Annotated in this window: 20 protein-coding genes; 8 read left to right on the top strand and 12 right to left on the bottom strand. The window is 46.3% G+C overall.

Going from position 1 to position 23,129, the window contains the following annotated elements; all coding sequences use genetic code 11:
• Positions 1-62: 62 nt before the first annotated feature.
• Entirely contained in the window at positions 63-761 is a 699-nt protein-coding gene (locus C942_RS20945) for an NAD(P)H-binding protein (protein WP_007470030.1), read from the bottom strand.
• Between the two features lie 231 nt (positions 762-992).
• On the opposite strand from C942_RS20945, the gene C942_RS20940 reads away from it, so the two are divergent.
• Complete coding sequence (locus C942_RS20940) at positions 993-1,640, top strand: YecA/YgfB family protein (protein ID WP_036801364.1); 648 nt, start codon at positions 993-995, stop codon at positions 1,638-1,640.
• Entirely contained in the window at positions 1,640-2,071 is a 432-nt protein-coding gene (locus C942_RS20935) for a (deoxy)nucleoside triphosphate pyrophosphohydrolase (protein ID WP_007470027.1), read from the top strand. The genes C942_RS20940 and C942_RS20935 overlap by 1 nt, the downstream gene beginning before the upstream one ends.
• 93 nt (positions 2,072-2,164) lie before the next feature.
• On the opposite strand, the gene dsbB is transcribed toward C942_RS20935, so the two are convergent.
• Both dsbB and nhaB read right to left on the bottom strand, forming a co-directional pair.
• Positions 2,165-2,689 (bottom strand): disulfide bond formation protein DsbB, encoded by a 525-nt coding sequence (gene dsbB / locus C942_RS20930; RefSeq protein WP_007470025.1) that lies wholly within the window; start codon positions 2,687-2,689, stop codon positions 2,165-2,167.
• Between the two features lie 122 nt (positions 2,690-2,811).
• A complete protein-coding gene (nhaB, locus tag C942_RS20925) occupies positions 2,812-4,404 on the bottom strand; it encodes a Na(+)/H(+) antiporter NhaB (RefSeq protein WP_007470023.1) in 1,593 nt (530 codons plus the stop codon).
• Positions 4,405-4,865: 461 nt separating this feature from the next.
• Between nhaB and fadR the strand changes: the two genes are divergently transcribed.
• Complete coding sequence (gene fadR / locus C942_RS20920; RefSeq protein ID WP_007470021.1) at positions 4,866-5,717, top strand: fatty acid metabolism transcriptional regulator FadR; 852 nt, start codon at positions 4,866-4,868, stop codon at positions 5,715-5,717.
• A 158-nt stretch (positions 5,718-5,875) separates the two neighbouring features.
• Here the strand turns inward: fadR and C942_RS20915 are convergent, their stop codons facing one another.
• From C942_RS20915 to C942_RS20905, 3 genes are read right to left on the bottom strand one after another with little or no spacing between them, the layout of a single operon-like run.
• Positions 5,876-7,405: a SpoVR family protein gene (locus C942_RS20915; RefSeq protein ID WP_007470019.1), complete on the bottom strand. Its 1,530-nt coding sequence runs from the start codon at positions 7,403-7,405 to the stop codon at positions 5,876-5,878.
• Positions 7,406-7,435: 30 nt separating this feature from the next.
• The gene (locus tag C942_RS20910; protein ID WP_007470017.1) at positions 7,436-8,707 is read right to left on the bottom strand and encodes a YeaH/YhbH family protein; all 1,272 of its coding nucleotides are present in this window, start codon (positions 8,705-8,707) and stop codon (positions 7,436-7,438) included.
• A 38-nt stretch (positions 8,708-8,745) separates the two neighbouring features.
• Positions 8,746-10,680 (bottom strand): PrkA family serine protein kinase, encoded by a 1,935-nt coding sequence (locus C942_RS20905; RefSeq protein ID WP_007470016.1) that lies wholly within the window; start codon positions 10,678-10,680, stop codon positions 8,746-8,748.
• A 532-nt stretch (positions 10,681-11,212) separates the two neighbouring features.
• On the opposite strand from C942_RS20905, the gene C942_RS20900 reads away from it, so the two are divergent.
• Entirely contained in the window at positions 11,213-11,593 is a 381-nt protein-coding gene (locus C942_RS20900) for a VOC family protein (protein ID WP_007470014.1), read from the top strand.
• A 72-nt stretch (positions 11,594-11,665) separates the two neighbouring features.
• On the opposite strand, the gene C942_RS20895 is transcribed toward C942_RS20900, so the two are convergent.
• The gene (locus tag C942_RS20895; protein ID WP_007470013.1) at positions 11,666-12,541 is read right to left on the bottom strand and encodes a D-hexose-6-phosphate mutarotase; all 876 of its coding nucleotides are present in this window, start codon (positions 12,539-12,541) and stop codon (positions 11,666-11,668) included.
• Between the two features lie 386 nt (positions 12,542-12,927).
• A complete protein-coding gene (gap, locus tag C942_RS20885) occupies positions 12,928-13,923 on the bottom strand; it encodes a type I glyceraldehyde-3-phosphate dehydrogenase (RefSeq protein WP_007470011.1) in 996 nt (331 codons plus the stop codon).
• A 349-nt stretch (positions 13,924-14,272) separates the two neighbouring features.
• Here gap and msrB point away from each other — a divergent pair, with 349 nt between their 5' ends.
• Positions 14,273-14,674, top strand: coding sequence for a peptide-methionine (R)-S-oxide reductase MsrB (gene msrB / locus C942_RS20880; protein WP_007470009.1), 402 nt, complete (start codon positions 14,273-14,275; stop codon positions 14,672-14,674).
• 65 nt (positions 14,675-14,739) lie between these two features.
• Here msrB and C942_RS20875 read toward each other — a convergent pair whose 3' ends face one another.
• Positions 14,740-15,561 carry a DUF2989 domain-containing protein gene (locus C942_RS20875; protein ID WP_007470007.1) on the bottom strand — a complete coding sequence of 274 codons (822 nt, stop codon included), beginning with the start codon at positions 15,559-15,561 and terminating at the stop codon, positions 14,740-14,742.
• A gap of 263 nt (positions 15,562-15,824) precedes the next feature.
• On the opposite strand from C942_RS20875, the gene C942_RS20870 reads away from it, so the two are divergent.
• Positions 15,825-16,118 carry a YeaC family protein gene (locus C942_RS20870; protein ID WP_007470005.1) on the top strand — a complete coding sequence of 98 codons (294 nt, stop codon included), beginning with the start codon at positions 15,825-15,827 and terminating at the stop codon, positions 16,116-16,118.
• A gap of 69 nt (positions 16,119-16,187) precedes the next feature.
• Here C942_RS20870 and C942_RS20865 read toward each other — a convergent pair whose 3' ends face one another.
• The 3 genes from C942_RS20865 to sppA form a co-directional block, all read right to left on the bottom strand.
• Positions 16,188-16,871, bottom strand: a complete 684-nt coding sequence (locus C942_RS20865; protein ID WP_007470003.1) for a glutathione S-transferase family protein — start codon at positions 16,869-16,871, stop codon at positions 16,188-16,190.
• Between the two features lie 209 nt (positions 16,872-17,080).
• On the bottom strand, positions 17,081-18,091 hold the full coding sequence (gene ansA, locus C942_RS20860; RefSeq protein ID WP_007470001.1) for an asparaginase: 1,011 nt from the start codon (positions 18,089-18,091) through the stop codon (positions 17,081-17,083).
• A gap of 83 nt (positions 18,092-18,174) precedes the next feature.
• Positions 18,175-20,028, bottom strand: a complete 1,854-nt coding sequence (gene sppA / locus C942_RS20855) for a signal peptide peptidase SppA (RefSeq protein ID WP_007469999.1) — start codon at positions 20,026-20,028, stop codon at positions 18,175-18,177.
• Between the two features lie 261 nt (positions 20,029-20,289).
• On the opposite strand from sppA, the gene C942_RS20850 reads away from it, so the two are divergent.
• On the top strand, positions 20,290-22,302 hold the full coding sequence (locus tag C942_RS20850; RefSeq protein ID WP_007469996.1) for an NADPH-dependent 2,4-dienoyl-CoA reductase: 2,013 nt from the start codon (positions 20,290-20,292) through the stop codon (positions 22,300-22,302).
• 220 nt (positions 22,303-22,522) lie between these two features.
• Positions 22,523-23,071 carry an NAD(P)H nitroreductase gene (locus C942_RS20845; RefSeq protein WP_007469995.1) on the top strand — a complete coding sequence of 183 codons (549 nt, stop codon included), beginning with the start codon at positions 22,523-22,525 and terminating at the stop codon, positions 23,069-23,071.
• Positions 23,072-23,129 lie beyond the last annotated feature (58 nt).

The raw sequence follows: 23,129 nt of genomic DNA, 5'->3' as shown, positions 1-23,129 counted from the left end.
GAGATTCTAGTTCGGAAAGGCTGGCTTGTCACCTAGTCAGTACTGGTTAGTTCTAATCAGTTCTAGTCAGTTTGATGTTCCAACGGATCAGGAAATAACGCCTTGCCGGAGATAATGGTTACTTTGCTCAGGACGTTATCTTCAGCCAACAGAGCAAGCTCCAGCATCGCTCTGGCAACATCTTCAGCCGGGATGGGGTTAAGGTGGGCCAGTGGACCAATCGCTATAGGGCGAAGCAGTTTGAAAATACTCTGAACCAGCAGTTCGTCTTTGCGTGGTTTGACGCGCTCACCTTTGAGCGGGCCAGGGCGAACAAATACGCAATGGTCAAAGCCTATCTTTTTCAGCGCCCGCTCCATTTTTCCTTTGCAGCGAAGATAGTGGGAAGGGGAGTAGCGGCTGGCGAACAGGCTGGAAATTACTACGATATGCTTCACGCCAAGCAGGTGCATGGTTGTTGCCACCTCTTTGACAAGGTGGAGGTCGACGGATTCCAGAGCTTTGTTACTACCGGCTTGTTTTTTGGTGGTGCCGAGACAGATAAAACCGATGGTCGGGGTTAAATCAGAGTCTTCCCAGGAAGTGATCCTTAGCTCAGGATGAATTATCTGAACCAGCTTATTGCTGTGAAAAGGGAGTTCGTGACGAGAAAGAGAATAGACAGTCTGGAAATGCGGATGACCAAGAAGCTGGTGAAGGAGCTCATCTCCTACTAAGCCACTGGCTCCGGCAATAATTGCATTTGCTGTTCCCTGAGACATTAATTTCTTCCTGAGTTTTGTCGCTACGACATTCTTTTTTGCCAGTATCCGAGGAAAAATTCAACGAAAATAGTTCGGTTCTGTTGGTTTGATAGTTAAATGATGGCAAAACGTCACTGTTTACTTTCATTGGGGCTATTTGGCATCAGCGTAACTTTACTTCTTGGTAAAGGTCTATTGGGTATATAATCTGCGGCTTATTTCTGATTTGCTCGATAACCGGAATATATGATGACAGAATTAATGACCCTGCCAGCCGACTGGGATGGCATGCCAGCTGCTTTTATTGAAGGTGCTTTACTTGCTGCGAATGCCAACCCGAAACCGATGGAACCGGAAACATGGTTGCCGGTGCTGGTAACAGGTGGCGTTGATGAAGACGAACCGGTAGCTGTGGCCGAAGAGCAGAAAATGGCGATCCTGAATCACTTTGAGATGCAATACCGTCACATTAAAGCTGGTGAGTATGTGCTTCCTTCACAGGTGAACTGGGAAGAAGAAACGGGTATCACTGACGACCTGAGTCATTTTGCCGAAGGTTTCTTAGCTGTGTGGTCTTTCATTGAACCTAACTGGGAAGAACAGCCGATTTCTGATGGTACGATGCGTATGCTATCGGCACTGCTGACAACCTGCATGTTGCTGGTCGATGAGAGTTCAACTCTGGCTCAGATGGAAGAAGCGGGTGTAACAGGTATGCCACAACCAGAGTCGCTTTATGCTCAGTTGCCGTTGATGTTGACGGAAGTGGTGATGGCTGCCGACGAACTTCAGCAAGGTGCCGGTGCACAGGCAGTAAATCCGTATAAAGAAACCGGTCGTAATGATGCCTGCCCTTGTGGTAGCGGTAAAAAATTCAAACAATGCTGTGGTAATTAATGACTGACTTGAGCTCAGCTTCCCAAGATAAGCCAGAAATTCTGGTGGTTGCCGGAGTGATTGAGAAAGAAGGTAAGTACCTGCTTGCTCAGCGGTTTGAACATGCCAGCCAAGGCGGCTTGTGGGAATTTCCCGGCGGAAAGGTTGAAGCGGGTGAAACACCGGAGCAAGCGCTTGAGCGCGAGCTGCAGGAAGAGCTGGCGATTGAAACTGAAACCGGTGACTGGCTCGCTGACAGCGTCTTTGATTATGGCGACAAGGTGATACGCCTGCGAGGTTTTGTCAGCCACTGGCGTTCTGGTGAGTTGGCGTTGCACAGCCATCAGGATGCCGTGTGGGTTGAAGATTCGCAGATGACGACCTACCAGCTTTGCCCGGCGGATTACCCGATAGTGGATGCGCTGGGTGTGAAAAATCAGACTAAGGACTAAGCATCCCATTGGTCAGTTTGGTATAAGAATAAAAAAGGCGGCAAACTTAGGTTTTCCGCCTTTATCTTTTTTGTGTATTTGAAGCTTTGAACGTTAGCTTTGTTTCTTATCTACACTTCCCAAAAACTGCGCTACAGCAATGATAGCCAAAGCGACAAGGTTAGCGGTGAAGATGATAACCAGCCATTGAGGCATTGACTGGCCAAGGAAAGACCAGACAACTTTGCTGCAGTCCCCAGTTGCTTCAAACATCCATGGTACCCATTTATTCAGCGGTGCCCACTCCGGAAACTTCACGAACAGATCGCAAGTTGCAAACGGCGACGGGTTGAACTGGTAACCGACGTGTTCCTTAGCCAGCTCAAGACCACGGTAAGCACTGTAACCCCATGCGGCAAGGCCTGCCCAGCGGATAATTGCATTCTGAGGGGCAATCATGCCAATCAGGGCTGCAAAGCCAACACCCATCATCGCCACTCGTTCATAGATACACATTACGCACGGATCCAGCTTCATGACGTGCTGGAAAAACAGTGCGCACAGCTCAAAGAAAACGATGAAGCCAAACAGAAGCAGCCACGACAGCCGGCTTTTAGAAAATGTATACAAAAATTGCATGGATTGATCTCACTTCAAGTTATACCAAACCCAATGTATATGACTTGGTATTATAATAAAGCCCTGACGAATCAGGGCTTTAATGTCATCATTTCTGACACTTATCTTCAAGGAAGATTCAATTAATGTCCAGTTGCAGGAGCAATATGTGATACAGCTTCCGCAACATGGTGAGAAAGCCATCCCATGTCATGGAACCATTCTGTCATCGGAACCAGCATAAACTCGATACCTGCAAGGCCAACGAACGTCAGGACGATGGTGTAAGGCAGAGCCATGTAAACCATGCGGCCGTAAGACAGACGGATTAACGGAGCAAGTGCCGACGTTAGCGCGAACAGGAAGGCTGCCTGACCATTTGGTGTAGCAACAGACGGCAGGTTTGTACCTGTGTTGATTGCTACCGCAAGCATGTCGAACTGGTCACGGGTGATGATGCCGTTCATCAGTGCCGTCTTCACTTCGTTGATGTAAACCGTACCAACGAATACGTTATCCGATACCATCGACAGCAGGCCGTTGGCGATGTAGAACATCGTCATCTGTGCACTGCCTTCCAGCTCTAGCACCATGTTGATGATTGGCGCAAACAGGTGCTGGTCGATAATTACCGCAACAATTGAGAAGAAAACAGCCAATAGAGCGGTGAATGGCAGGGCTTCTTCAAATGCTTTACCCAGCGCATGTTCTTCCGTTACACCAGTGAACGAGGTTGCCAGGATGATAACGGTCAGGCCGATAATACCTACTGCTGCCAAGTGAAGGGCAAGACCTAGGATCAGCCAGACTGCGATGATTACCTGAACGAAAAGTTTCGCGTAGTCGATGTTAGTCCAGGTTCTGCGTTCTTCGTCATCGAAGTCCACTAGAATTTTACGTACGTTTTCTGGCAGTTTTGTGCCATAGCCGCAGATTTGGAATTTCTCAACCAGAATACAGGTTAGGATACCGCAGATAAACACAGGAACAGTTACCGGTGCCATGCGAAGAATAAATTCGCCAAACATCCAACCGGCCTGGTCGGCAATGATCAGGTTCTGTGGTTCACCAACCATGGTCATTACACCACCTAAAGCAGTACCGATACCGGCATGCATTAGCAGGCTGCGCAGGAAGGCACGGTAGTTTTCCAGGTCGTCACGGCTTACTTCACGAATGTGTTTGTCGGAAGTATGGTCGTGGGCGGCATGGGGCTCCTGGCCTGATGCAACCTTGTGGTAAATGCTGTAGAAGCCTACGGTTACACTGATCACAACAGCAATAACTGTCAGGGCATCAAGGAATGCTGACAGGAAAGCCGCTGAAATAACGAATGACAATGAAAGCAGTGTCTTTGAACGAATGTTGATCAGTATCTTGGTGAAGATAAACAGCAGCAGCTGTTTCATGAAGTAGATACCGGCAACCATGAAGATCAACAGTAACAGTACTTCAATGTTAGCAACCAACTCGTGTTTTACCTGTTCTGGACTGGTCATCCCGATAGCAACGGCTTCGATAGCCAATAGGCCACCAGGCTGAAGCGGGTAACATTTCAGGGCCATTGCAAGCGTGAAGATAAACTCAACAACCAGCAACCAGCCAGCAACGAAAGGGTCAATCAGAAAAAATACGATTGGGTTAATGACAAGGAAGGAAATGATAGCAACCTTGTACCAATCAGGCGCCTTGCCTAAAAAATTCTTTATAAAGGCGTTCCCTAGCGAAATAGCCATGTTCTTGGATCTCTTATAATACGCGGATAATTCTACGAGCTGCTTGCTCACATACCTTTTTGCCTGCGAATAAATACCTAAATGGTAAGTTTTCTTGTCAGCCCTTTAAGATAAAAATCACGTCCTTGATGGTCTTTAACTAAAGCAGGCAGCAGCACCCATTCAGCTCCCAATTTTTTGTTGTGCTAACTCTACAGTGTGATCTTTAACCGTCAAGTAGTGGGATGAGTATTAAGTCAATTAGGTGTATTTTCACCCCGTAACGGGAGATCAAGGCGATAAGATTACCATGCTCTGAAATATTTTCTTACAATTCTCATGAAACGTTGAGCATTATCAAATTTAGTAATACAAATTAAAACAATTCATTTACATAGTCAGCAAAGTTTCTTCGAACGCATAACTAGTGGTATGATGAGTTCAATAACATATAAGCAAGAAGCGATTGGAAAACTAATCTGATGGTTATAAAGGCTGATAGCCCAGCAACATTTGCTGAGAAATACATTATTGAGAGCATCTGGAATAATCATTTTCCACAAGGCTCTATTCTTCCGGCGGAGCGAGAGTTATCCGAACTTATTGGGGTAACCCGAACTACATTGCGCGAAGTACTTCAGCGTCTCGCCCGTGATGGCTGGCTGACAATCCAGCATGGTAAACCAACCCGTGTAAATAACTACATGGATACCTCTGGTCTGAGTATTCTGGATACGTTGATCACCCTTGATGGTCAGGACGTTCAGGGTGTTCTTGAAGACCTGCTTTCTGCACGTACCGATATCAGTAGCGTATACATGCGTTATGCGATTAAAGGTAACCGCGAAGAGTCCAGCCAGTTGCTTGAAAGCATTATTAATTCTTGTGAAGAACTATTGAAAATTGATAGTTTTGAAGAGTTTGTAGAGCAGAGTGAAGTGAAAGTTGAGCTTCAGCAGGAAGTGAAGAAAATCACTGACAAGTACGGTAAAGATCAGCCTGAGCTTTGTGAAGCTATCTGTCGTGCACGTGCATTTAACTACTACGATTACCGCATGTTTCAGGGTATGGCGGCGAAGTCCGGTAATACACTTTATGTATTGACCATTAACGGTCTGCGTAAGATATATACCCGTGTTGGCGGTTATTATTTCATGTCTAAAGAAGCGTGTGAACTGGCGCTTGAGTTCTACCGTGATATGAAGACTTTATGTGACAATAACCAGCCTGAACTGGTTGCTGATCGCATCAAGAAATATGGTCGTGAGAGCGGTGCAATCTGGTACAGCAATCGTGAAGAGATAGCTCGTTACCTGTATGAAGAAGAGCAGTAATAACTGTTTTCTGTTGTAAAAAAGAGGGTATTTACAACAGTATTTCGGAATTTAAAAAGGAGATGCCGGTGGCATCTCCTTTTTTATTTATACCTTTATTTGACTTACTTATCTTTTTGAAAGATGTTTAACTTTCCTTATCTAATAAGGTCCGGGACCTACATCTCTGAGTTGTATTGATTTCTAACCGGGCAGGTACCGATGATCTGAGTACGTCCGTCCGGCAGTTCCTCTTCCAGCGTCACATCAAATCCCCACAGGCGGTAAAGGTGCTTGAGTACTTCCTGATAGCCATCCGCAAGTGGAATACGGTTGTGCGGTACGTACTTTAGTGTCAGCGAACGGTCACCTTTGAGGGCAACATTCCATACTTGGATATTCGGTTCGTTGTTACTCAGGTTGTACTGTGATGAAAGCTTTTCACGGATAGCCCGATAGCCTTCTTCATTATGGATCGCACAGACTTCGACATAGTTATGACGGTCATCATCATCTACCGCAAACAACTTGAAGTCTCTCATCACCTTAGGTGACAGATATTGACTGATGAAACTCTCATCTTTGAAGTTTGCCATTGCGAAGTGAACCGTTTCCAACCAGTCTTTTCCTGCAATGTCCGGGAACCAGTGTTTGTCTTCTTCAGTTGGGTTTTCACAGATCCGGCGAATGTCCTGGAACATGGCAAAGCCCAATGCATATGGATTGATTCCACTGTAATACGGGCTGTTGTAATCCGGTTGTGCCACGACATTGGTGTGGCTGTGAAGGAACTCGATAATGAATCTGTCCGTTACCAGACCTTCATCATAAAGATGATTGAGGATGGTGTAATGCCAGAAGGTGGCCCAGCCCTCATTCATGACCTGAGTCTGTTTTTGCGGATAGAAGTATTGGCTTACCTTACGGACAACACGCACAACTTCACGTTGCCATGGTTCCAGAAGCGGCGCATGTTTCTCGATAAAATACAGGATATTTTCCTGTGGCTCTTCCGGGAAACGGATCTCTTCCGCTTTTTCTTCTTTTTCTTCAAGAACTGGAATTGTTCGCCAAAGTGCGTTGACCTGAGTTTGCAGGTAGTCTTCCCTGGCTTTCTGCCGGGCTTTTTCCTCGACCATTGAAATTTTTTGTGGGCGTTTGTAACGGTCCACACCGTAATTCATCAGGGCATGGCAGGAATCGAGCAGTTTTTCGACCTCGTCGACACCGTATTTCTCTTCACACTCCGTGATGTACTTACGGGCAAATAGCAGGTAGTCGATGATTGAGCTGGCATCGGTCCAGGTTTTGAACAGGTAGTTGTTTTTGAAAAAAGAGTTATGGCCATAGCAGGCGTGCGCCATTACCAATGCCTGCATGGTAATGGTGTTTTCTTCCATGAGATAGGCAATACAAGGGTTGGAGTTGATAACGATCTCGTAAGCTAACCCCATTTGACCATGCTTGTAGCCACGCTCTGTTTCGATAAAACGCTTACCGAATGACCAGTGGTGGTAGTTGATGGGCATACCGATACTTGAGTAGGCATCCATCATTTGTTCTGCAGTAATGATCTCAATCTGGTTAGGATAGGCGTCCAGCCGATAAAAATCGGCTACACGCTTAATTTCCTTGTGATACTGCTCCAGCAGATCAAATGTCCAGTCCGGACCATCACTGAGTGTTTTGGATTTAGTGGCTGTTACCATAACACGCTCCCCTAAAGCGATAGCTGACACCTAGTGGACTTGCTTTTTGAAAAGCTCCCTGAAGACAGGGAAGATGTCCTCCACACTCCTTATGTTCTGCATCGCAAAGTTGCCGTGGCCTCCCAGTAGCGCTTCATATTCCCGCCATAGTGTCTGGTGGGCCCGACGGGTAATTTCAATATAAGAATAATAACGGCATACAGGCAGAAGCTGTTTGTCCAACAGCTCTCGACAGCCGGGTGAATCATCAGCCCAGTTATCACCGTCCGAAGCTTGAGCAGCATAGATGTTCCACTCAGCCGGTGAGTACCGCTTCTTGATAATGTCATCCATCATTCTTAGAGCACTGGAGACAATGGTGCCGCCGGTTTCCTGGGAGTAGAAGAACTCATGCTCGTCTACTTCTTTGGCCTGAGTATGGTGGCGAATAAACACGACATCGACGTTTTTATAGGTTCGGTTTAGGAATAGATACAGCAGGATGTAAAAACGTTTTGCCATATCTTTGGTGGCCTGATCCATTGAACCGGATACGTCCATCAGACAGAACATAACTGCCTGGCTGGTGGGCTGAGGTCGACGTTCATAGTTTTTGTAACGTAAATCAAAGGTATCAATAAACGGTACACTGCTGATCTTTTCACGCAGCGTTTTGATTTCCTGTTTTACACGTTCTTCTTCAAGCGGCTTCGCGGGTTCGGTGTTCATCAGGTCATCAAGCGCTTGTTCCAGCTCGCGTAGCTGGCGTCGTTTGGCCGCTGTCATTGCTGTACGGCGAGCCAGAGAATTCTGCAAAGATTTAACAATGGCAATATTGGCCGGCACACCCGAAGACTTGTAGCCGGAGCGGAAAGTCTTCCATTCGACAATTTTGTTTAGCTGGTTTTTCTCCAGATTCGGCAGTTCCAGGTCCTCAAACAAGAGGTCCAGGTACTCGTCTTTTGAAATCTGGAATACGAAGTCATCCTGACCTTCACCATCAGGGCTGGCCTGTCCTTCTCCAGCACCGCCTTGACCCGCCCCTCCTTGGGGGCGTTCAATGCGATCGCCGGGGCTGAACTGGTCGTTGCCCGGGTGGACAACTTCACGTTGTCCACCACGGCCTTGGTGAAAGCTTGGCTCGCGGATATCACGGGAAGGAATTGCAATATCTTCACCGCTTTCCACATCAGTAATCGAGCGTTTGTTTACCGCATCAGCAATTGATTCTTTGATCTGTTGCTTATGTCGGCGCAGAAAACGCTGGCGGTTTACTGTGCTTTTGTTCTTACCGTTGAGCCTGCGGTCTATAAAATGCGCCATAAGCTCCCCCCTTATTCATCCCAATCATCCACGGCTGTTTACGAAGACTTACGTACGCGCAGGTACCATTCGGATAGCAGGCGTACTTGCTTACGTGTATAGCCTTTCTCCATCATACGAGCGACGAAATCATCGTGTTTCTTCTGCTCTTCTGTGGAGGTCTTGGCGTTGAAGGAGATAACAGGAAGCAGTTCTTCAGTATTCGAGAACATTTTCTTCTCAATCACTGTGCGCAACTTTTCGTAACTGGTCCAGTTCGGGTTCTTGCCTGCATTATTGGCACGGGCACGAAGTACGAAGTTGACGATTTCGTTACGGAAGTCTTTAGGGTTACTGATACCTGCCGGTTTCTCGATTTTCTCCAGCTCATTATTCAGTGCTGAACGGTCGAACAGCTGGCCGGTTTCCGGATCTCGGTATTCCTGATCCTGAATCCAGAAGTCAGCGTAGCTGACGTAACGGTCGAAGATGTTCTGGCCGTATTCGGAGTAAGATTCCAGATAAGCGGTCTGAATTTCTTTGCCGATAAACTCGACATATTTCGGAATCAGATAGCCTTTCAGGTGTTCAAGGTAGCGTTCAGCCAGGTCTTGCGGGAACTGCTCACGCTCGATTTGCTGCTCAAGAACATAGAACAGGTGAACCGGGTTTGCAGCAACTTCAGAGTGATCGAAGTTGAATACGCGCGACAAGATCTTGAAGGCGAAACGGGTCGAAAGGCCTGCCATACCTTCATCCACACCAGCGTAGTCACGGTATTCCTGGTAAGACTTGGCTTTTGGATCCGTATCTTTCAGGGTTTCACCGTCATAAACCCGCATCTTCGAGTAGAGACTGGAGTTTTCCGGCTCTTTCAGTCGTGACAGAACAGAGAAACGGGCCAGAATCCCTAAGGTACTAGGTGAACATGGTGCCGCAGACAATTCACTGTTCTGCAACAGTTTTTCGTAAATTTTGATTTCTTCCGAAACTCGTAGACAGTAAGGCACTTTGACGATGAATACACGGTCAAGGAATGCTTCGTTATTCTTGTTGTTTCGGAAGGTTTGCCATTCTGATTCGTTGGAGTGAGCCAGAATAATACCGTCGAATGGCAGGGCAGACAGGCCTTCAGTACCGTTATAGTTACCTTCCTGAGTTGCAGTCAGTAACGGGTGTAGTACTTTCAGCGGAGCCTTGAACATCTCAACGAATTCCATCAAGCCCTGGTTAGCTTTACAAAGGGCTCCGGAGTAGCTGTAGGCATCCGGATCATCCTGGGCAAAGTGCTCTAGCTGACGGATATCAACTTTACCGACCAGTGATGAGATATCCTGGTTGTTTTCGTCGCCTGGTTCAGTTTTGGCGATACCAACCTGATCCAGGATAGAAGGGCGAACTTTAACAACTTTGAACTTGGTGATATCACCACCAAACTCATGAAGACGTTTCGCTGCCCATGGCGACATAATGGTGTTCAGGTAGCGCTCCGGAATACCAAATTCTTTATTAAGAAGATCTCCGTCTTCGTTTTTATCGAATAGGCAGAATGGGTGGTCGTTAACAGGGCTGCGTTCGCCGTTAGCTGTCAGTACATAGACAGGCACTTTCTGCATCAGGCTCTTAAGTTTTTCTGCCAGTGATGATTTACCACCACCAACCGGACCTAGCAGATACAGAATCTGTTTACGTTCTTCCAGACCCTGCGCAGCATGTTTGAGATAAGAAACAATTTGTTCAATGGCTTCTTCCATGCCATAGAAATCCTGGAACGTTTTGTATCGGGAAATGACGCGGTTAGAGAAAAGACGGCTCAAACGTGGATCCTGAGCGGTATCGATCATTTCTGGTTCACCGATTGCCATCAGCAAGCGTTCAGCTGCGTTGGCGTAAGCACTGCGGTCGTTACGACAGATCTCAAGGAATTCTTGCAATGAAAGCTCTTCATCCTTGGCTTCTTCATAGCGTTGACGATAGTGGTCAAAAATACTCATGGTATGCCCCCTGAATCGTTCTTCAATCAGTTAGAGAGGATGAAGATAAAATCTTTCAAGTCCCTCATATCTTAAGACTAGACCTAACTGATCAAATTGCTCCACTGAGTTGTTGGTTTATAAACTAAATTTCCTTTTTACGTTGGCCTTGCTAGCTCATACATAAACTTACTATCCTCCTATAAATTGTTATGTGCAAGGGTATTTATTTAAAAAATCCGCGTGACAATGTTGCAAAGATGTGATCTTGGCGATTTGGTGGGTGAATAGTCACAAATGGCGGATATTATTCCCATGCTAGTTATATCAACTAATCGAAAGGTGTTTTTATGCGGAAAAATAGATGATTTGCTTAATCGAATGGTTCAATATCGCATTTTGTAAGAAATTGAGAGAAGCGTATTTTGATGTGATAAGTAACTGGTTTTATATTTGCTGATACAGAGTAATTATGCCAGGTGCTTATTTTGTGAGCTAAATCAAAGACCCTGACTTAAGCTAGAAAAGCAGAGAACAGTTAGGGAGAAAATTGATGGGGATTTCTCGCGTTGATACGGTTTCAATTCCTGTTTCTGATCAGAATCAGGCTTTATTGTTTTATCGTGATGCACTGGGTTTTCAGTTAATTCGCGATCATCAGGCAGATAACCATAAACGTTGGATTCAGCTTGCGCCTAAAGGGGCAGAGACAACGATTAGTCTGGTGACACCATTTGGGGGAATGAAGGCGGGATCAGTTCAGGGCCTGGTAGTGCAGACCGATGATATTCACTTAACCCATAGTGAACTGAGTGAAAGAGGAGTGCCTCTATCTGAAATCGTGACTATCATTGGCGGTCGATTTGCTACTTTTGCCGATCCGGACGGGAACGGCTGGGTTTTAATTGAGGCAAATACGCATATGATGGCTTGAGAGGCTAAGAATATAAATGCCGCATGACTGGTAGCTTTCAGTTATGCGGCAAGTATTAGTCAGACTTTTGTCTTATTTGCTTACTGCAATATGTGTAGTCAGGGTATGAGATTCACCCGGCACCAAAGTTACCCCTTCGCCGTGGATTGTTGATTCCACGCAAACCATCGTTTCAAAGCTGTTGTCTGCCATATCAGCCATGCTGATTGACAATTCCTGCCATGGATTCCAGATCACAGCAGCATTATGACCTTCGTTGGTCACAAGGATTTTGCGTGACAGCTTACTGTCACTAATTGTTACCGTATCTTGAGGTTGGGTGTAGACGCGGTCAGTTTCCTGGGTAAATGTCAGCTTTTCATCACCCTGGCATGCTTTGCCGTTTTGAATATTATCCAGGTAAGACTGACCCATATCTGTGATAACCACATCTTTGATATCGCCTACATGGAAGTAAGAGTGCAGGGCACCGGAGAAAGACCAGTCAGCGTCATCGGTATTGGTTGAAGTCAGGCTAACTTTTAGTTGCGGGCCGAATTCAAACGTCAGTTGATTATGGAATTTGTGCGGCCAGATTTCGCGGGTGGCTTCGCTGTCTTCCAGTTCCAGAGCTACAATCACACCATATTCATTTTCTCTGTGTTCCTTCAATGACCATTGGCTGTTACGGGCAAAGCCATGTGATGGAGTACCTGCTTTGCCAAACCACGGCCAGCAAACAGGAACGCCCCCACGGATAGCTTTGCTGGTATCAAACTCAGCTTTCTCACTCAGCCAGATCACATCATCCTCATCGGCTGGCTTGTACCAGATCAGATGTCCGCCATGAAGAGAAATCCCTGCTTCAGCCGTCTCGTGGATTACTCGGATAATTTTGATGCCCTGAAACTCACACACAGTTACAGCATCAGACAGAACCGCAATTGCTGGAAGGTTACGTATATCCATCAGATTGTATTCCTCAACAGTATCTAAATTCTCATTTGGTTGGTTTTTACTAAACCGAAAGAAAAAACCATTCTAATAAAAACTTATTTTTATATAAAAAATATCTGCAAAGATTAAAATTTATTTGTTAAATTTGTAATTAAAGTTGAACCTACTTCACGGTATTTTGCCGTTGTGAAATGAGATTATGATAGGTTATTGGAACAAAAACACGCAATTAGAAGGTCAGTTGATCAGCGCTGAGGCTGTTTGTATTAGCCTTTTTATCTTCTTATGTGTACCCATCGCTGCTTATGAGCTGGTGGTTTTTTGCCATTCCACAAAAACCAGATACAAAAAAGGCGCCGCCGTAGCGCCGCCTTTTGAATCCTAGCTAAAAGCTTACATTACTTAGAGATGTGAGCGATTAGGTCTAGAACTTTGTTTGAGTAACCGATTTCGTTGTCGTACCAAGATACAACTTTAACGAAGTTATCAGTTAGAGCGATACCAGCTTTAGCATCGAATACAGAAGTCTGTACTTCACCGATGAAGTCCTGAGAAACTACTGCGTCTTCAGTGTAACCTAGAACACCTTTCAGCTCGCCTTCAGAAGCTTCTTTCATTGCTGCACAGATAGCTTCGTAAGATGCGCCAGTCTTCAGGTTAACTGTTAGGTCAACAACAGAAACGTTAGCAGTTGGTACGCGGAAAGCCATACCAGTTAGTTTGCCGTTTAGTTCTGGAAGAACAACGCCTACAGCTTTAGCTGCACCAGTTGAAGATGGGATGATGTTCTGAGAAGCACCACGACCGCCACGCCAGTCTTTAGCAGAAGGACCGTCAACAGTCTTCTGAGTAGCTGTAGTCGCGTGAACTGTAGTCATAAGACCAGATTCGATACCGAACTTGTCGTTAAGAACTTTAGCGATTGGCGCTAGGCAGTTAGTAGTACAAGACGCGTTAGAAACGATATCCTGACCTGCGTAAGTGTCTTGGTTAACACCCATTACGATCATTGGAGTAGCGTCTTTAGAAGGACCAGTTAGAACAACTTTCTTCGCACCAGCAGTGATGTGCTGACGAGCAGTTTCGTCAGTCAGGAAGATACCTGTTGCTTCTGCAACAACGTCAACACCGATTTCGCCCCACTTAAGGTCAGCTGGGTTGCGTTCTGCAGTTACGCGAACTGTTTTACCGTTAACGATTAGGTTACCGTCTTTAACTTCTACAGTACCGTTGAAACGACCGTGAGTTGAGTCGTACTTCAGCATGTAAGCCATGTATTCAACGTCGATTAGGTCGTTGATACCAACAACTTCGATGTCGTTACGCTCTACAGAAGCACGGAAAACAAAACGTCCAATACGGCCAAAACCGTTAATACCTACTTTGATAGTCATTACAGTTGCTCCACAACTTAATTTCTAATGAAAGATAACTGGTAGTAAAATTACAGAATCTAACGTGACGCTGCAAGTCAAAAACGAACTTAAATTGCGTGAGGTCAAAAAAAAGTTCGGATTTTTTTTACATTCCCACTACAACGATGCAAATTTAAACGGAAACTGTATGAATATCCATCGTTGCTGTTGTTAACTTTTAATATCCACTCTCAGCTCAATTAAATTATGCTTAAATGAGCAGAGTAAATGAAAGAACCATACGAGCAGAAAGTATGTGCCACAGTGCGGTAAATTGGCAACATTATTTCTCGGCTCGGAAAGGGAATTAATAATAATAGGGTAAGTAATGTCAGAAAAATCAGATTCTTATTGGCGTGAAACTTTAACTACAGAGCAATATCACGTATGTCGGGAGCGGGGAACAGAGCCTCCGTTTTCTGGAACACTGCTTCACAATCGTGAGTCGGGTGTTTATCACTGCACTTGTTGTAACAATGCGTTGTTTAAATCCGACAACAAATATGACTCTGGTTGTGGCTGGCCGAGTTTTGATGCGCCGATTAGCCCGGAGACGATTCGTTACCTTGAGGATCATAGTCATGGTATGAGTCGGATCGAAATCCGCTGTGCCAATTGCGACAGTCATCTTGGTCATGTTTTCCCGGATGGACCACAAACGACCGGGGAGCGTTACTGTGTTAACTCGGTTTCGCTGATATTTTCTTCGGAAGAAAGTGAGGGGAAGTAATACAAGAGATTTTTAGAAGGGCCTCTAGAGCCCTTCTTTTAGTTGAAGCTTAATAATGTATATGTTCAGTTAGCCATTCGTGCTTTGAATCGACCGTCCTGAATCGCTTCCGAAATCTTTTTAGCTTGTGTATCGAGTTGTTGGCGCTGTTCTTCCGGCATAGGGTAGAAGGAGATCAGTTTTTTCTGGCTGGCGACCGGCATGCCAAGCTCACTACCCACTTTTGCCCATAGGTACGCTTTATCAGTTGATTTGTTCTGGTGAGATAAGGTGGCCAATGATTGAATGATTTCCGGCTTGATGGTCTGTCCTTTCTGATATAACTCCAGAGCGTGTTTAAGCAACCTGATGGTTTTTTCTTTGTCTTTATCGGTATAGAAGGTCGCCAGTGCCAGTTGTAGCTCTGGTGTTTCCATTTCCGGTTTGCCTTCCAGAAGTAAAAATTGACGCAGTGCGCTTTTATCACCTTGTGTCAGGCGGTAGTAAATAATCTCCGGATCGGTTGAGTACGCCAGCTCTGTATTAAGTCGATCGATGTTCTTGTAACTGGCCAGCAGCGCATTGGTACGGTTGGTTTTGCGTTCTTTCAGTTCAGTCGGCTCAATCCTAGCCGCGAATTCTAAACATTTCTGGTATTCGTAAGTGAATTTGAGTTCTTTGAACTTTTCAATATCTGTCGGATCCTTCAGCACATCATAACGTTGCCAGATAAGCTTGGTTCGCTGAAGTCGGCATTGCCCGTCATTGAGGTTGGTATCGGCACAAATTTGCGGGTAGCTTTCGCAAAGGCTGTCCGTTGAACGGTGTCGTTCGTAACAGCCGCTGAGTAGCGTCAGACAAAGTGCCGGAAGCCATAATTTATAATTGGTTAGTATTGTTCGGGCCATGAGCATAATTATCAGTGCCAGCCATAGTTGGCGGCAAGGGATCCATAAAGTGCGATTTTTGAGCAAAGTTATTTTAACCTATACATAAATTAAAAACGTCCACCTGACCGATTATTTAAGCATTGTGATCATGGGAGCAAAAAAACTTGTGATCTGTTAGGAATATACAAAATTGTTAGGTGAAGAGACTTGATGTTTGGCATAGTGTCTGAACTGAGAAAAATGATAATCAGATCTACAGCGGATTAGAAAGGAAGTTTCAAATGGAGTTAGAACAACTGCTCAACTCAATGACCCCGGATGTATATCAGCGAATTGTTACTGCGGTTGAATTAGGCAAATGGACTGATGGAACGCCATTAACGCAAGAGCAACGGGATTCTGCTATGCAGGCGGTAATGCTGTATCAGTCACGCCATAATATTAACCCTGAACACATGTCTGTAGCTGCCGGTGGTGAGATGAAATTTAAATCCAAGGCTGAGCTTAAACGTGATTTTGGGGTTGAGGAGTCTGAGCAAGATGACATTGCCCGTTTCAAGCACAATCAAATTTAGCCTGATGTAACTTTAAGAACAGTAACATCAGGCTCATCAACAGGAATGAGCCTGGTGTTATTCCCCGCCTTAAGCGTCGTTACTGCCTTGATGGTTGTCGAAAATCATTGGCTCACAATAAAAACTGCCCAGCTCATGGTCTTCCTGACTGATCAGATTCGCAATCCAGGGCTCTTTTTCGATATTCGCCAGATAGGTTTGTAATTTCGGGTATCGGGTTAGTCTTAGTCCCGCCATCCAGCCTGAACGGAAAATACTCCAGAGGCTGATCTCAGCCATAGAAAAGTGGTCGCCTACATATCCTTCCTTCGGTAGTTGTTCTTCGAGGTATTGGAGAACTTGTGGCAGATGATGCTCAAGGCACTGAGCTATGGCATCGTGATCCACTTCCTTGCCGAGCATTTTTCCCCGCATGATTTTCTGGTAGAACAGCACGCCACCAATAAGCGATGTCAGGCGGGTATCAGCATATTCTTCAAGCCAGCGTATTTGGGCTCTCGATGCGGCGTTGCCCGGGTAAAGCGGTGGTATCGGACAGATATCATCAAGGTAGTGCGCGATGACTGTCGAATCTATAATGTTGCTGCCGTCATGTTCCAGCACAGGGATCTTTCCCATTGGGTGTCGTTTTTGAGCCAGCTCTTTTTCAAGGTAAGGGTTGAGTGGTTGCAGGTCGTAGGCGATCCCTTTGTAAGAAAGGGCGAGCATGATTTTTCTGACAAAAGGGGAAATCGCAGCACCGTGTAAAATCATATTATTATCCCGGGCTAGTTGAACGTAATTACAACCAACAGAAGAAGTTGATTAATTGGTATAAAGTGTAGCCAAGATAAATTGGTGCAATAGCGAATGTGCGAATTGAGTATGTGAAAACAGTAAGATAAGAGAAGGAATCTGGCTGGGATCACAAAACAAAAAACGGGAGCCGTAATTGGCTCCCGTTTTCTCGGTAACTGTCGAACTTAGTGAGTTAACTCACCCCGCAGATTTTGCTGCATCAGGCTGCGGATGGTTTCAAGTGGCAGATCCTGACTTAGCAGGAAGTGCAGTTTGGCAAGCGTGGCTTCCGGAGTCATATCGTATCCACTCAGAACACCTGCATCAGCTAGTGCACAGCCGGTCGCATAGCCACCCATGTTGACTTTTCCTGACAGACATTGGGTCAGGTTCATCACGATGACGCCACGATCCGCTGCTTCTTTCAATTGGGCCAGCAGCTCAGGGTTCTGAGGTGCGTTACCAACACCGAAGGTTAGCAGGATCATCGCATTTACTGGCTGGCGAAGTGTGTTACGGATCACTTCAGGCGAGATTCCCGGGTACATAGTAATTACACCAATTGGCTGTGGTGTAATGTTATGAACCTTGAACTTGCCTTCCGGCTTCTTATCCAGCTCAACGTTATTAAGCTGAATATTGATACCTGCTTCCAGCAGCGGTGGCATATTCGGAGAAATGAAGGCGCCAAAGCCATCTGCGTGGGCTTTGGTACTACGGTTACCACGAATTAGCTGGTTGTTGAAAAACACGGTCACTTCATTGATTGGGTAGTTAGCCGCAATATGAAGTGAGTTCAGCAAGTTACTCTGGCCGTCAGAACGAAGTTCTGCCAGAGGAATTTGCGAGCCTGTAACAATAACTGGCTTATCTAGGTTTTCAAACATAAACGACAGTGCTGAAGCGGTATAAGCCATGGTGTCCGTACCATGTAGAATGACAAAACCGTCATATTCGTCGTAGTTTTCTTTGATATCGTCTGCGATGCGCTGCCAATCCGCTGGCGACATATCCGATGAGTCGATCAGTGGCTCGTACTCATGGATGGTGAATTTCGGCATCTCTGGACGTTGGAACTCCGGCATGCTTTCCAGCTGCTTCTGCATAAAGCCCGCTACCGGCACATAGCCGTGATCAGACTTCTGCATCCCAATGGTGCCGCCGGTGTAAGCAATGTAAATGTGTTTTCTTTCCATAATCTGGTACAGACATACGATTCGGTGGTCGCATTATACGACCTGTGCGCAGTAAAAAAAGCCCGGCATGTGCCGGGCTGGTCTCACTTTTCAATATTGCTGCAGTTCAGGCAGAATGCATATTGGCCTTTTGGATCGTTAAAGTTACTGAGTGTGGTCAGGTCTGTTACAACTTGTTGTGTAATCGGTTGAATTGCTGCCGGCAATTCACCAAAGACCATACTCATTAACTGAGTACGAGCTTCAGAAGCAAACTCCTGTAGAAGCATTTCAGCAGGACTTAGCGGCTCTTCCATCCAGCGCAGCTCGTAGCTGTCCAGTTTGGCCAGTTCGACCGCGGTTGCAATAGCATCATCAAAATCACCCAGCTGATCGACAAGGCCAAGTTTCAGTGCGTCCTGACCTGTCCATACGCGACCCTGAGCAATCTTATCCGCCTCTTCTAAGGACATATTGCGGTATTGGCTTACCAGGCCGATAAAGCGTTGGTAACCATGCTCAATGCCAAGCTGGAACACTTCCGCAACGCCATCAGGAAGCTTGCGGGTAACGCCGACGCCTGAGAATGGGGTAGTTCCGACACCGTCGTTATAGATCCCCATGTTCTCAAGGCCTTTTTCGAATGTGGTCATGATGGCGAAGATACCGATAGAGCCGGTGATGGTTGTAGGTTGTGCCAGGATTTTATCGGCGCTAGATGAGATCCAGTAACCGCCGGATGCTGCCAGGCTGGACATGGAGACTACAACAGGTTTGCCTGCCAGCTTCAATGCATCAACTTCATTGCGGATCACTTCTGATGCAAAGGCACTGCCTCCCGGGCTGTCTACACGCAGAATGACCGCTTTTACATTGTCGTCAAGGCGAGCTTCACGCAGCAGGGCGGCAGTTGAATCACCACCTACGGTGCCCTGACGTTGTATACCATCAACAATTGCGCCGCTGGCAACGACAACTGCCACCTGGTTAGGGCTTGGCAGATCAGTATTGAAGACTGTTGGTAGGTAATCGTAGTAACTGATTTGGTTAAAGCTGTTTTCGCCGTCACTGCCGAATTCCTCAATCAGTTTCTGGCTAAGCGCGGGGCGGGTGATTAGCTCATCGATCAGACCCATTTTCAGGCTCAGTTTGGCAAAATCACCTTTAACGCTCTTCAGTTGCTCTACGAAGCTGCTCAGCTCTGGAGTCAGGGAAGCCACATCAATATGACGGTTCTTGGCGACATCTGTGGTATAGGCTGCCCATAACTGGTTCAGCCAGGTTGTGTTTGCTTCACGGGCTGCATCAGACATGCTGTCGCGGGTGTAAGGTTCGACAAACGACTTGTAAGTGCCGACACGGAATACATGGGTATTGATATCCAGCTTTTCCAGCAGGCTCTTATAGTAAAGCGTGTAACTTCCGTAGCCTGTAAGCAGAACGCCACCGTCAGGTGACATAAACACTTTGTCAGCATAGCTAGACAGGTAGTACTGGCTTTGTTTGTAGTTGTCACCAACAGCGTAAACTGGTTTGCCTGCTTGCTTGAACTCTTCGATCGCTTTAGCGATATAACGCAGCTTGGTCAGATTGGTTTCTGCCATGCCTTTCAGGTTCAGCACCAGGCCAGTGATCCTGTTATCAGTAGATGCAGCACGAATGGTGTCAACGATATCGAACAGAACGTTTTCCTGAACCGGTGGCTGGCCCAAGGCACTGCTCGTCAGCTGATCTACCGGATTGATATAAGTGCGTTGCTCAACTATTGGTCCGGATAAATCCAGAACCAGAGCGGCTTTTTCTGGCAAGCTAGGCTTTTCACCACTTTGGCTGAACGCAAAGAAAATAATGCCGATAAAGAATAAAAAGAACAGGTTTAAAATCAGTTGTCGCGTAAAACTGATTAGTTTCCATATAGCTCGGAATATTTTTCCAATTCCTTTGAATATCACTTTCATTAACATTCCTGATGATGTGATAGGTATTGCTTTTATCCTAACTTAGTAAACAAGTAATTACAGTAATAATCTGTATGTACACATGTCCCCCTCTATTAAGTATTGCGGCTGCTGCGAATTGTCGACAGGAAATATCATGGAGTTCAGTAATTTTATGAACTGCCATGAGAAAATAATGTTGCAGTAATGTAAACAAGTGTTTGAAAATTGTTTGTTTGATTTATATACTGGTCAGACCATAACAACGAAAGATTGGAAGCCATGGACGATAAATCTTACCCTCATTTGTTAGCGCCGTTAGATCTTGGTTTCACTCAGTTGCGTAACCGTGTGTTAATGGGATCTATGCACACAGGCCTTGAAGAGGCTCGTGACGGTTTTAAAAAACTTGCTGCATTCTATGCTGCCCGTGCGCGTGGCGGTGTTGGTTTAATTGTTACAGGCGGTTTTTCTCCGAACTTCCGTGGACGGTTACATCCGTTAAGCGCAGAGTTCAGTTCGGCTCGGGCGGCCAGGGCGCATCGGGTAATTACTGATGCGGTTCATGGTGCCGGCGGTAAGATCGCCTTGCAGTTGTTACATGCCGGGCGATATGCGATGCATCCTTTTGCTGTGAGTGCATCGGCTATTCGTTCTCCTATCTCGAAATTCACACCGAGTAAAATGAGTAACCGTCAAATCCTCAAAACCATCGATGCTTTTGCCCGCAGTTCAGAGCTGGCGCGCGAAGCTGGTTATGACGGTGTTGAGTTAATGGGATCAGAGGGATACCTGATCAATCAGTTTATCTGTAAACGTTCTAATCATCGTCATGACGAATGGGGTGGCTGCTATGAAAACCGTATGCGTTTCCCGATAGAGCTTGTCAAAGCCGTTCGTGCGCGTGTCGGGCGTGATTTCATCATTATTTTCCGCCTCTCTATGCTGGATTTGGTTGAACAGGGTAGTACTCACGAAGAGGTGGTTCAGTTGGCAAAAGAGCTTGAAGCTGCCGGGGCTACCATCATTAATACCGGTATTGGCTGGCATGAGGCTCGTATTCCGACGATTGCCACTCAGGTGCCGCGTGCCGCGTTTAGCTGGGTAACCGAAAGGTTGAGAGATGAAGTGAACATTCCACTGGTGACCTGTAACCGGATCAACACCCCACAGGTTGCCGAAGATATTCTGGCCTCGAATCAGGCCGATATGGTGTCGATGGCGCGTCCATTCCTTGCTGACCCTGACTTTGTTGTTAAGGCTGAACAGAACCGCGCTGATGACATTAATACCTGTATTGGCTGTAATCAGGCTTGTCTTGATCATGTGTTTGTCGGTAAACGGGCCAGCTGTCTTGTCAACCCGCTGGCCTGTTATGAGACAGAGTTGGTGTTGACTCCGGCTGCAACCAAGCGTCGTATTGCGATAGTCGGGGCCGGACCGGCCGGTATGGCCAGTGCGGTTGCTGCTGCAGAACGAGGTTTTGAGGTCGATTTGTTTGAAAAGAACGATCATGTCGGTGGCCAGTTTAATCTGGCGATGCAGATCCCCGGCAAAGAAGAGTTCAAAGAGACTATTCGCTACTTCGTTCGCCGCATGGAGCAGACAAACGTCAACGTTAAACTGGGTCATGCGGTACAGGCTGATGAACTGAAAGATTACGACGAAGTGATTGTTGCCACCGGTGTTCAGCCTCGTAAGCCGAATATTCCCGGCGTTGATCATGAGAAAGTTATTGATTATCAGACCTTGATCCGCGACAAGGTGCCGATGGGCTCAAAGGTTGCTGTTATTGGTGCTGGCGGTATCGGGGTGGATGTTTCAACCATGCTGACTGAACCGGAAAATCAGGAGCTTGATGATTGGCTTAAGGATTGGGGCGTTGATAAAACCCTAGAGCATCCGGGAGGATTGTATCCGTTTGACGAGTATGTCAGTCAGCGTCAGGTCTGGTTGTTGCAGCGACGTTCGGGAAAGATGGGTAAAGGGCCGGGTAAGACCACTGGCTGGATTCACCGCAAGGTACTGGAAAAGCGTGGTGTTGAGATGCTCAGTGGTGTTTCCTACGACAAGATTGACGATCAGGGTCTGCATATTACCGTAGAAGGTCAGTCTCGGGTACTGGATGTCGATAATGTCGTACTGTGTGCCGGGCAGACATCCGTTGAATATATCTCAGATAAGTTACGTGAAATGAATGTGAATGTTCACGTCATTGGTGGGGCAGATGTGGCGGGCGAGGTTGATGCCAAGCGAGTGATTCGCCAAGGTGTTGAGCTTGTCGCCAAGATGTAACAACTAATTTAAGGCAGCGTGTAAGTGTAGCAACACGTTTCAGCTACGAGTTACGAGGTGAGCCGTTTTACTTAGCCAGGGTAAGGTATGCTTTTCCTCGTAACTCTTTTTCATTTCTAAGCCCCTCTTTTTTGCTCCTAATCCTTATATTCTCAAGGGTTTAACAATTCGTTAAGTATGATATTGTAAAAACAATAATCATTTTCATTATGAGGTTGTTATGGAAGCACTCTCGTTATTGTTAAGTCGTCGCTCACTACCGAAGCTAATGGAGCCTGCACCTCAGGATGATGCGTTGGATAATATTTTACGTGCAGGGCTGAGGGCTCCGGACCATGCGGCACTGGCACCATGGCGGTTCATTGTGTCTCATGGTGAAGGTTTGCAAAAGCTGGCTGATATTCTAGTCGAAGCGGCTAAGGCAGACGGTGCAGATGACGCAACCATTGAGAGAGCAGGCAAAGCGCCGTTTCGTGCACCTATGGTTATTACCGTGGTAGCGAAAGTGACTGAACATGAAAAGGTGCCAGTGATTGAACAACACCTTTCTGCCGGTTGTGCGGTCCAGGCGATGCAAATGGCTGCGGTTGCTCAGGGCTTTTCCGGATACTGGCGAACCGGTAAATGGGCTTATCATCCCGTTGTCCGTGAGGCTTTAGGTGTTCAGGGAGAGGATTTGATCGCCGGTTTCTTGTATTTGGGTACACCGGGTTGCCGGGAAGCTAAAGTGCAGGAGCGTGACCTGAAGCAGTTTGTCGAGTATCTCTGAGACGAAATTGATTGAATAATCACTTAAAAGGAGCCGCTGACAGCGTTCAGTGGCTCCT

Origin of the sequence: Photobacterium marinum (assembly GCF_000331515.1) — a bacterium.
Lineage (GTDB): Bacteria > Pseudomonadota > Gammaproteobacteria > Enterobacterales > Vibrionaceae > Photobacterium > Photobacterium marinum.
Note: the sequence above shows the minus strand (reverse complement) of the source record. Positions and strands in the feature narration are given on the sequence as shown.

Coding starts and splice junctions, on each gene's coding strand:
- C942_RS20940 (WP_036801364.1), top strand. CDS start 993: ATGACAGAATTAATGACCCTGCCAGCCGACTGGGATGGCATGCCAGCT.
- C942_RS20850 (WP_007469996.1), top strand. CDS start 20,290: ATGGACGATAAATCTTACCCTCATTTGTTAGCGCCGTTAGATCTTGGT.
- C942_RS20935 (WP_007470027.1), top strand. CDS start 1,640: ATGACTGACTTGAGCTCAGCTTCCCAAGATAAGCCAGAAATTCTGGTG.
- C942_RS20875 (WP_007470007.1), bottom strand. CDS start 15,561: ATGGCCCGAACAATACTAACCAATTATAAATTATGGCTTCCGGCACTT.
- fadR (WP_007470021.1), top strand. CDS start 4,866: ATGGTTATAAAGGCTGATAGCCCAGCAACATTTGCTGAGAAATACATT.
- msrB (WP_007470009.1), top strand. CDS start 14,273: ATGTCAGAAAAATCAGATTCTTATTGGCGTGAAACTTTAACTACAGAG.
- gap (WP_007470011.1), bottom strand. CDS start 13,923: ATGACTATCAAAGTAGGTATTAACGGTTTTGGCCGTATTGGACGTTTT.
- C942_RS20905 (WP_007470016.1), bottom strand. CDS start 10,680: ATGAGTATTTTTGACCACTATCGTCAACGCTATGAAGAAGCCAAGGAT.
- sppA (WP_007469999.1), bottom strand. CDS start 20,028: ATGAAAGTGATATTCAAAGGAATTGGAAAAATATTCCGAGCTATATGG.
- C942_RS20910 (WP_007470017.1), bottom strand. CDS start 8,707: ATGGCGCATTTTATAGACCGCAGGCTCAACGGTAAGAACAAAAGCACA.
- dsbB (WP_007470025.1), bottom strand. CDS start 2,689: ATGCAATTTTTGTATACATTTTCTAAAAGCCGGCTGTCGTGGCTGCTT.
- C942_RS20945 (WP_007470030.1), bottom strand. CDS start 761: ATGTCTCAGGGAACAGCAAATGCAATTATTGCCGGAGCCAGTGGCTTA.
- C942_RS20895 (WP_007470013.1), bottom strand. CDS start 12,541: ATGGATATACGTAACCTTCCAGCAATTGCGGTTCTGTCTGATGCTGTA.
- C942_RS20870 (WP_007470005.1), top strand. CDS start 15,825: ATGGAGTTAGAACAACTGCTCAACTCAATGACCCCGGATGTATATCAG.
- C942_RS20865 (WP_007470003.1), bottom strand. CDS start 16,871: ATGATTTTACACGGTGCTGCGATTTCCCCTTTTGTCAGAAAAATCATG.
- C942_RS20915 (WP_007470019.1), bottom strand. CDS start 7,405: ATGGTAACAGCCACTAAATCCAAAACACTCAGTGATGGTCCGGACTGG.
- ansA (WP_007470001.1), bottom strand. CDS start 18,091: ATGGAAAGAAAACACATTTACATTGCTTACACCGGCGGCACCATTGGG.
- C942_RS20900 (WP_007470014.1), top strand. CDS start 11,213: ATGGGGATTTCTCGCGTTGATACGGTTTCAATTCCTGTTTCTGATCAG.
- nhaB (WP_007470023.1), bottom strand. CDS start 4,404: ATGGCTATTTCGCTAGGGAACGCCTTTATAAAGAATTTTTTAGGCAAG.
- C942_RS20845 (WP_007469995.1), top strand. CDS start 22,523: ATGGAAGCACTCTCGTTATTGTTAAGTCGTCGCTCACTACCGAAGCTA.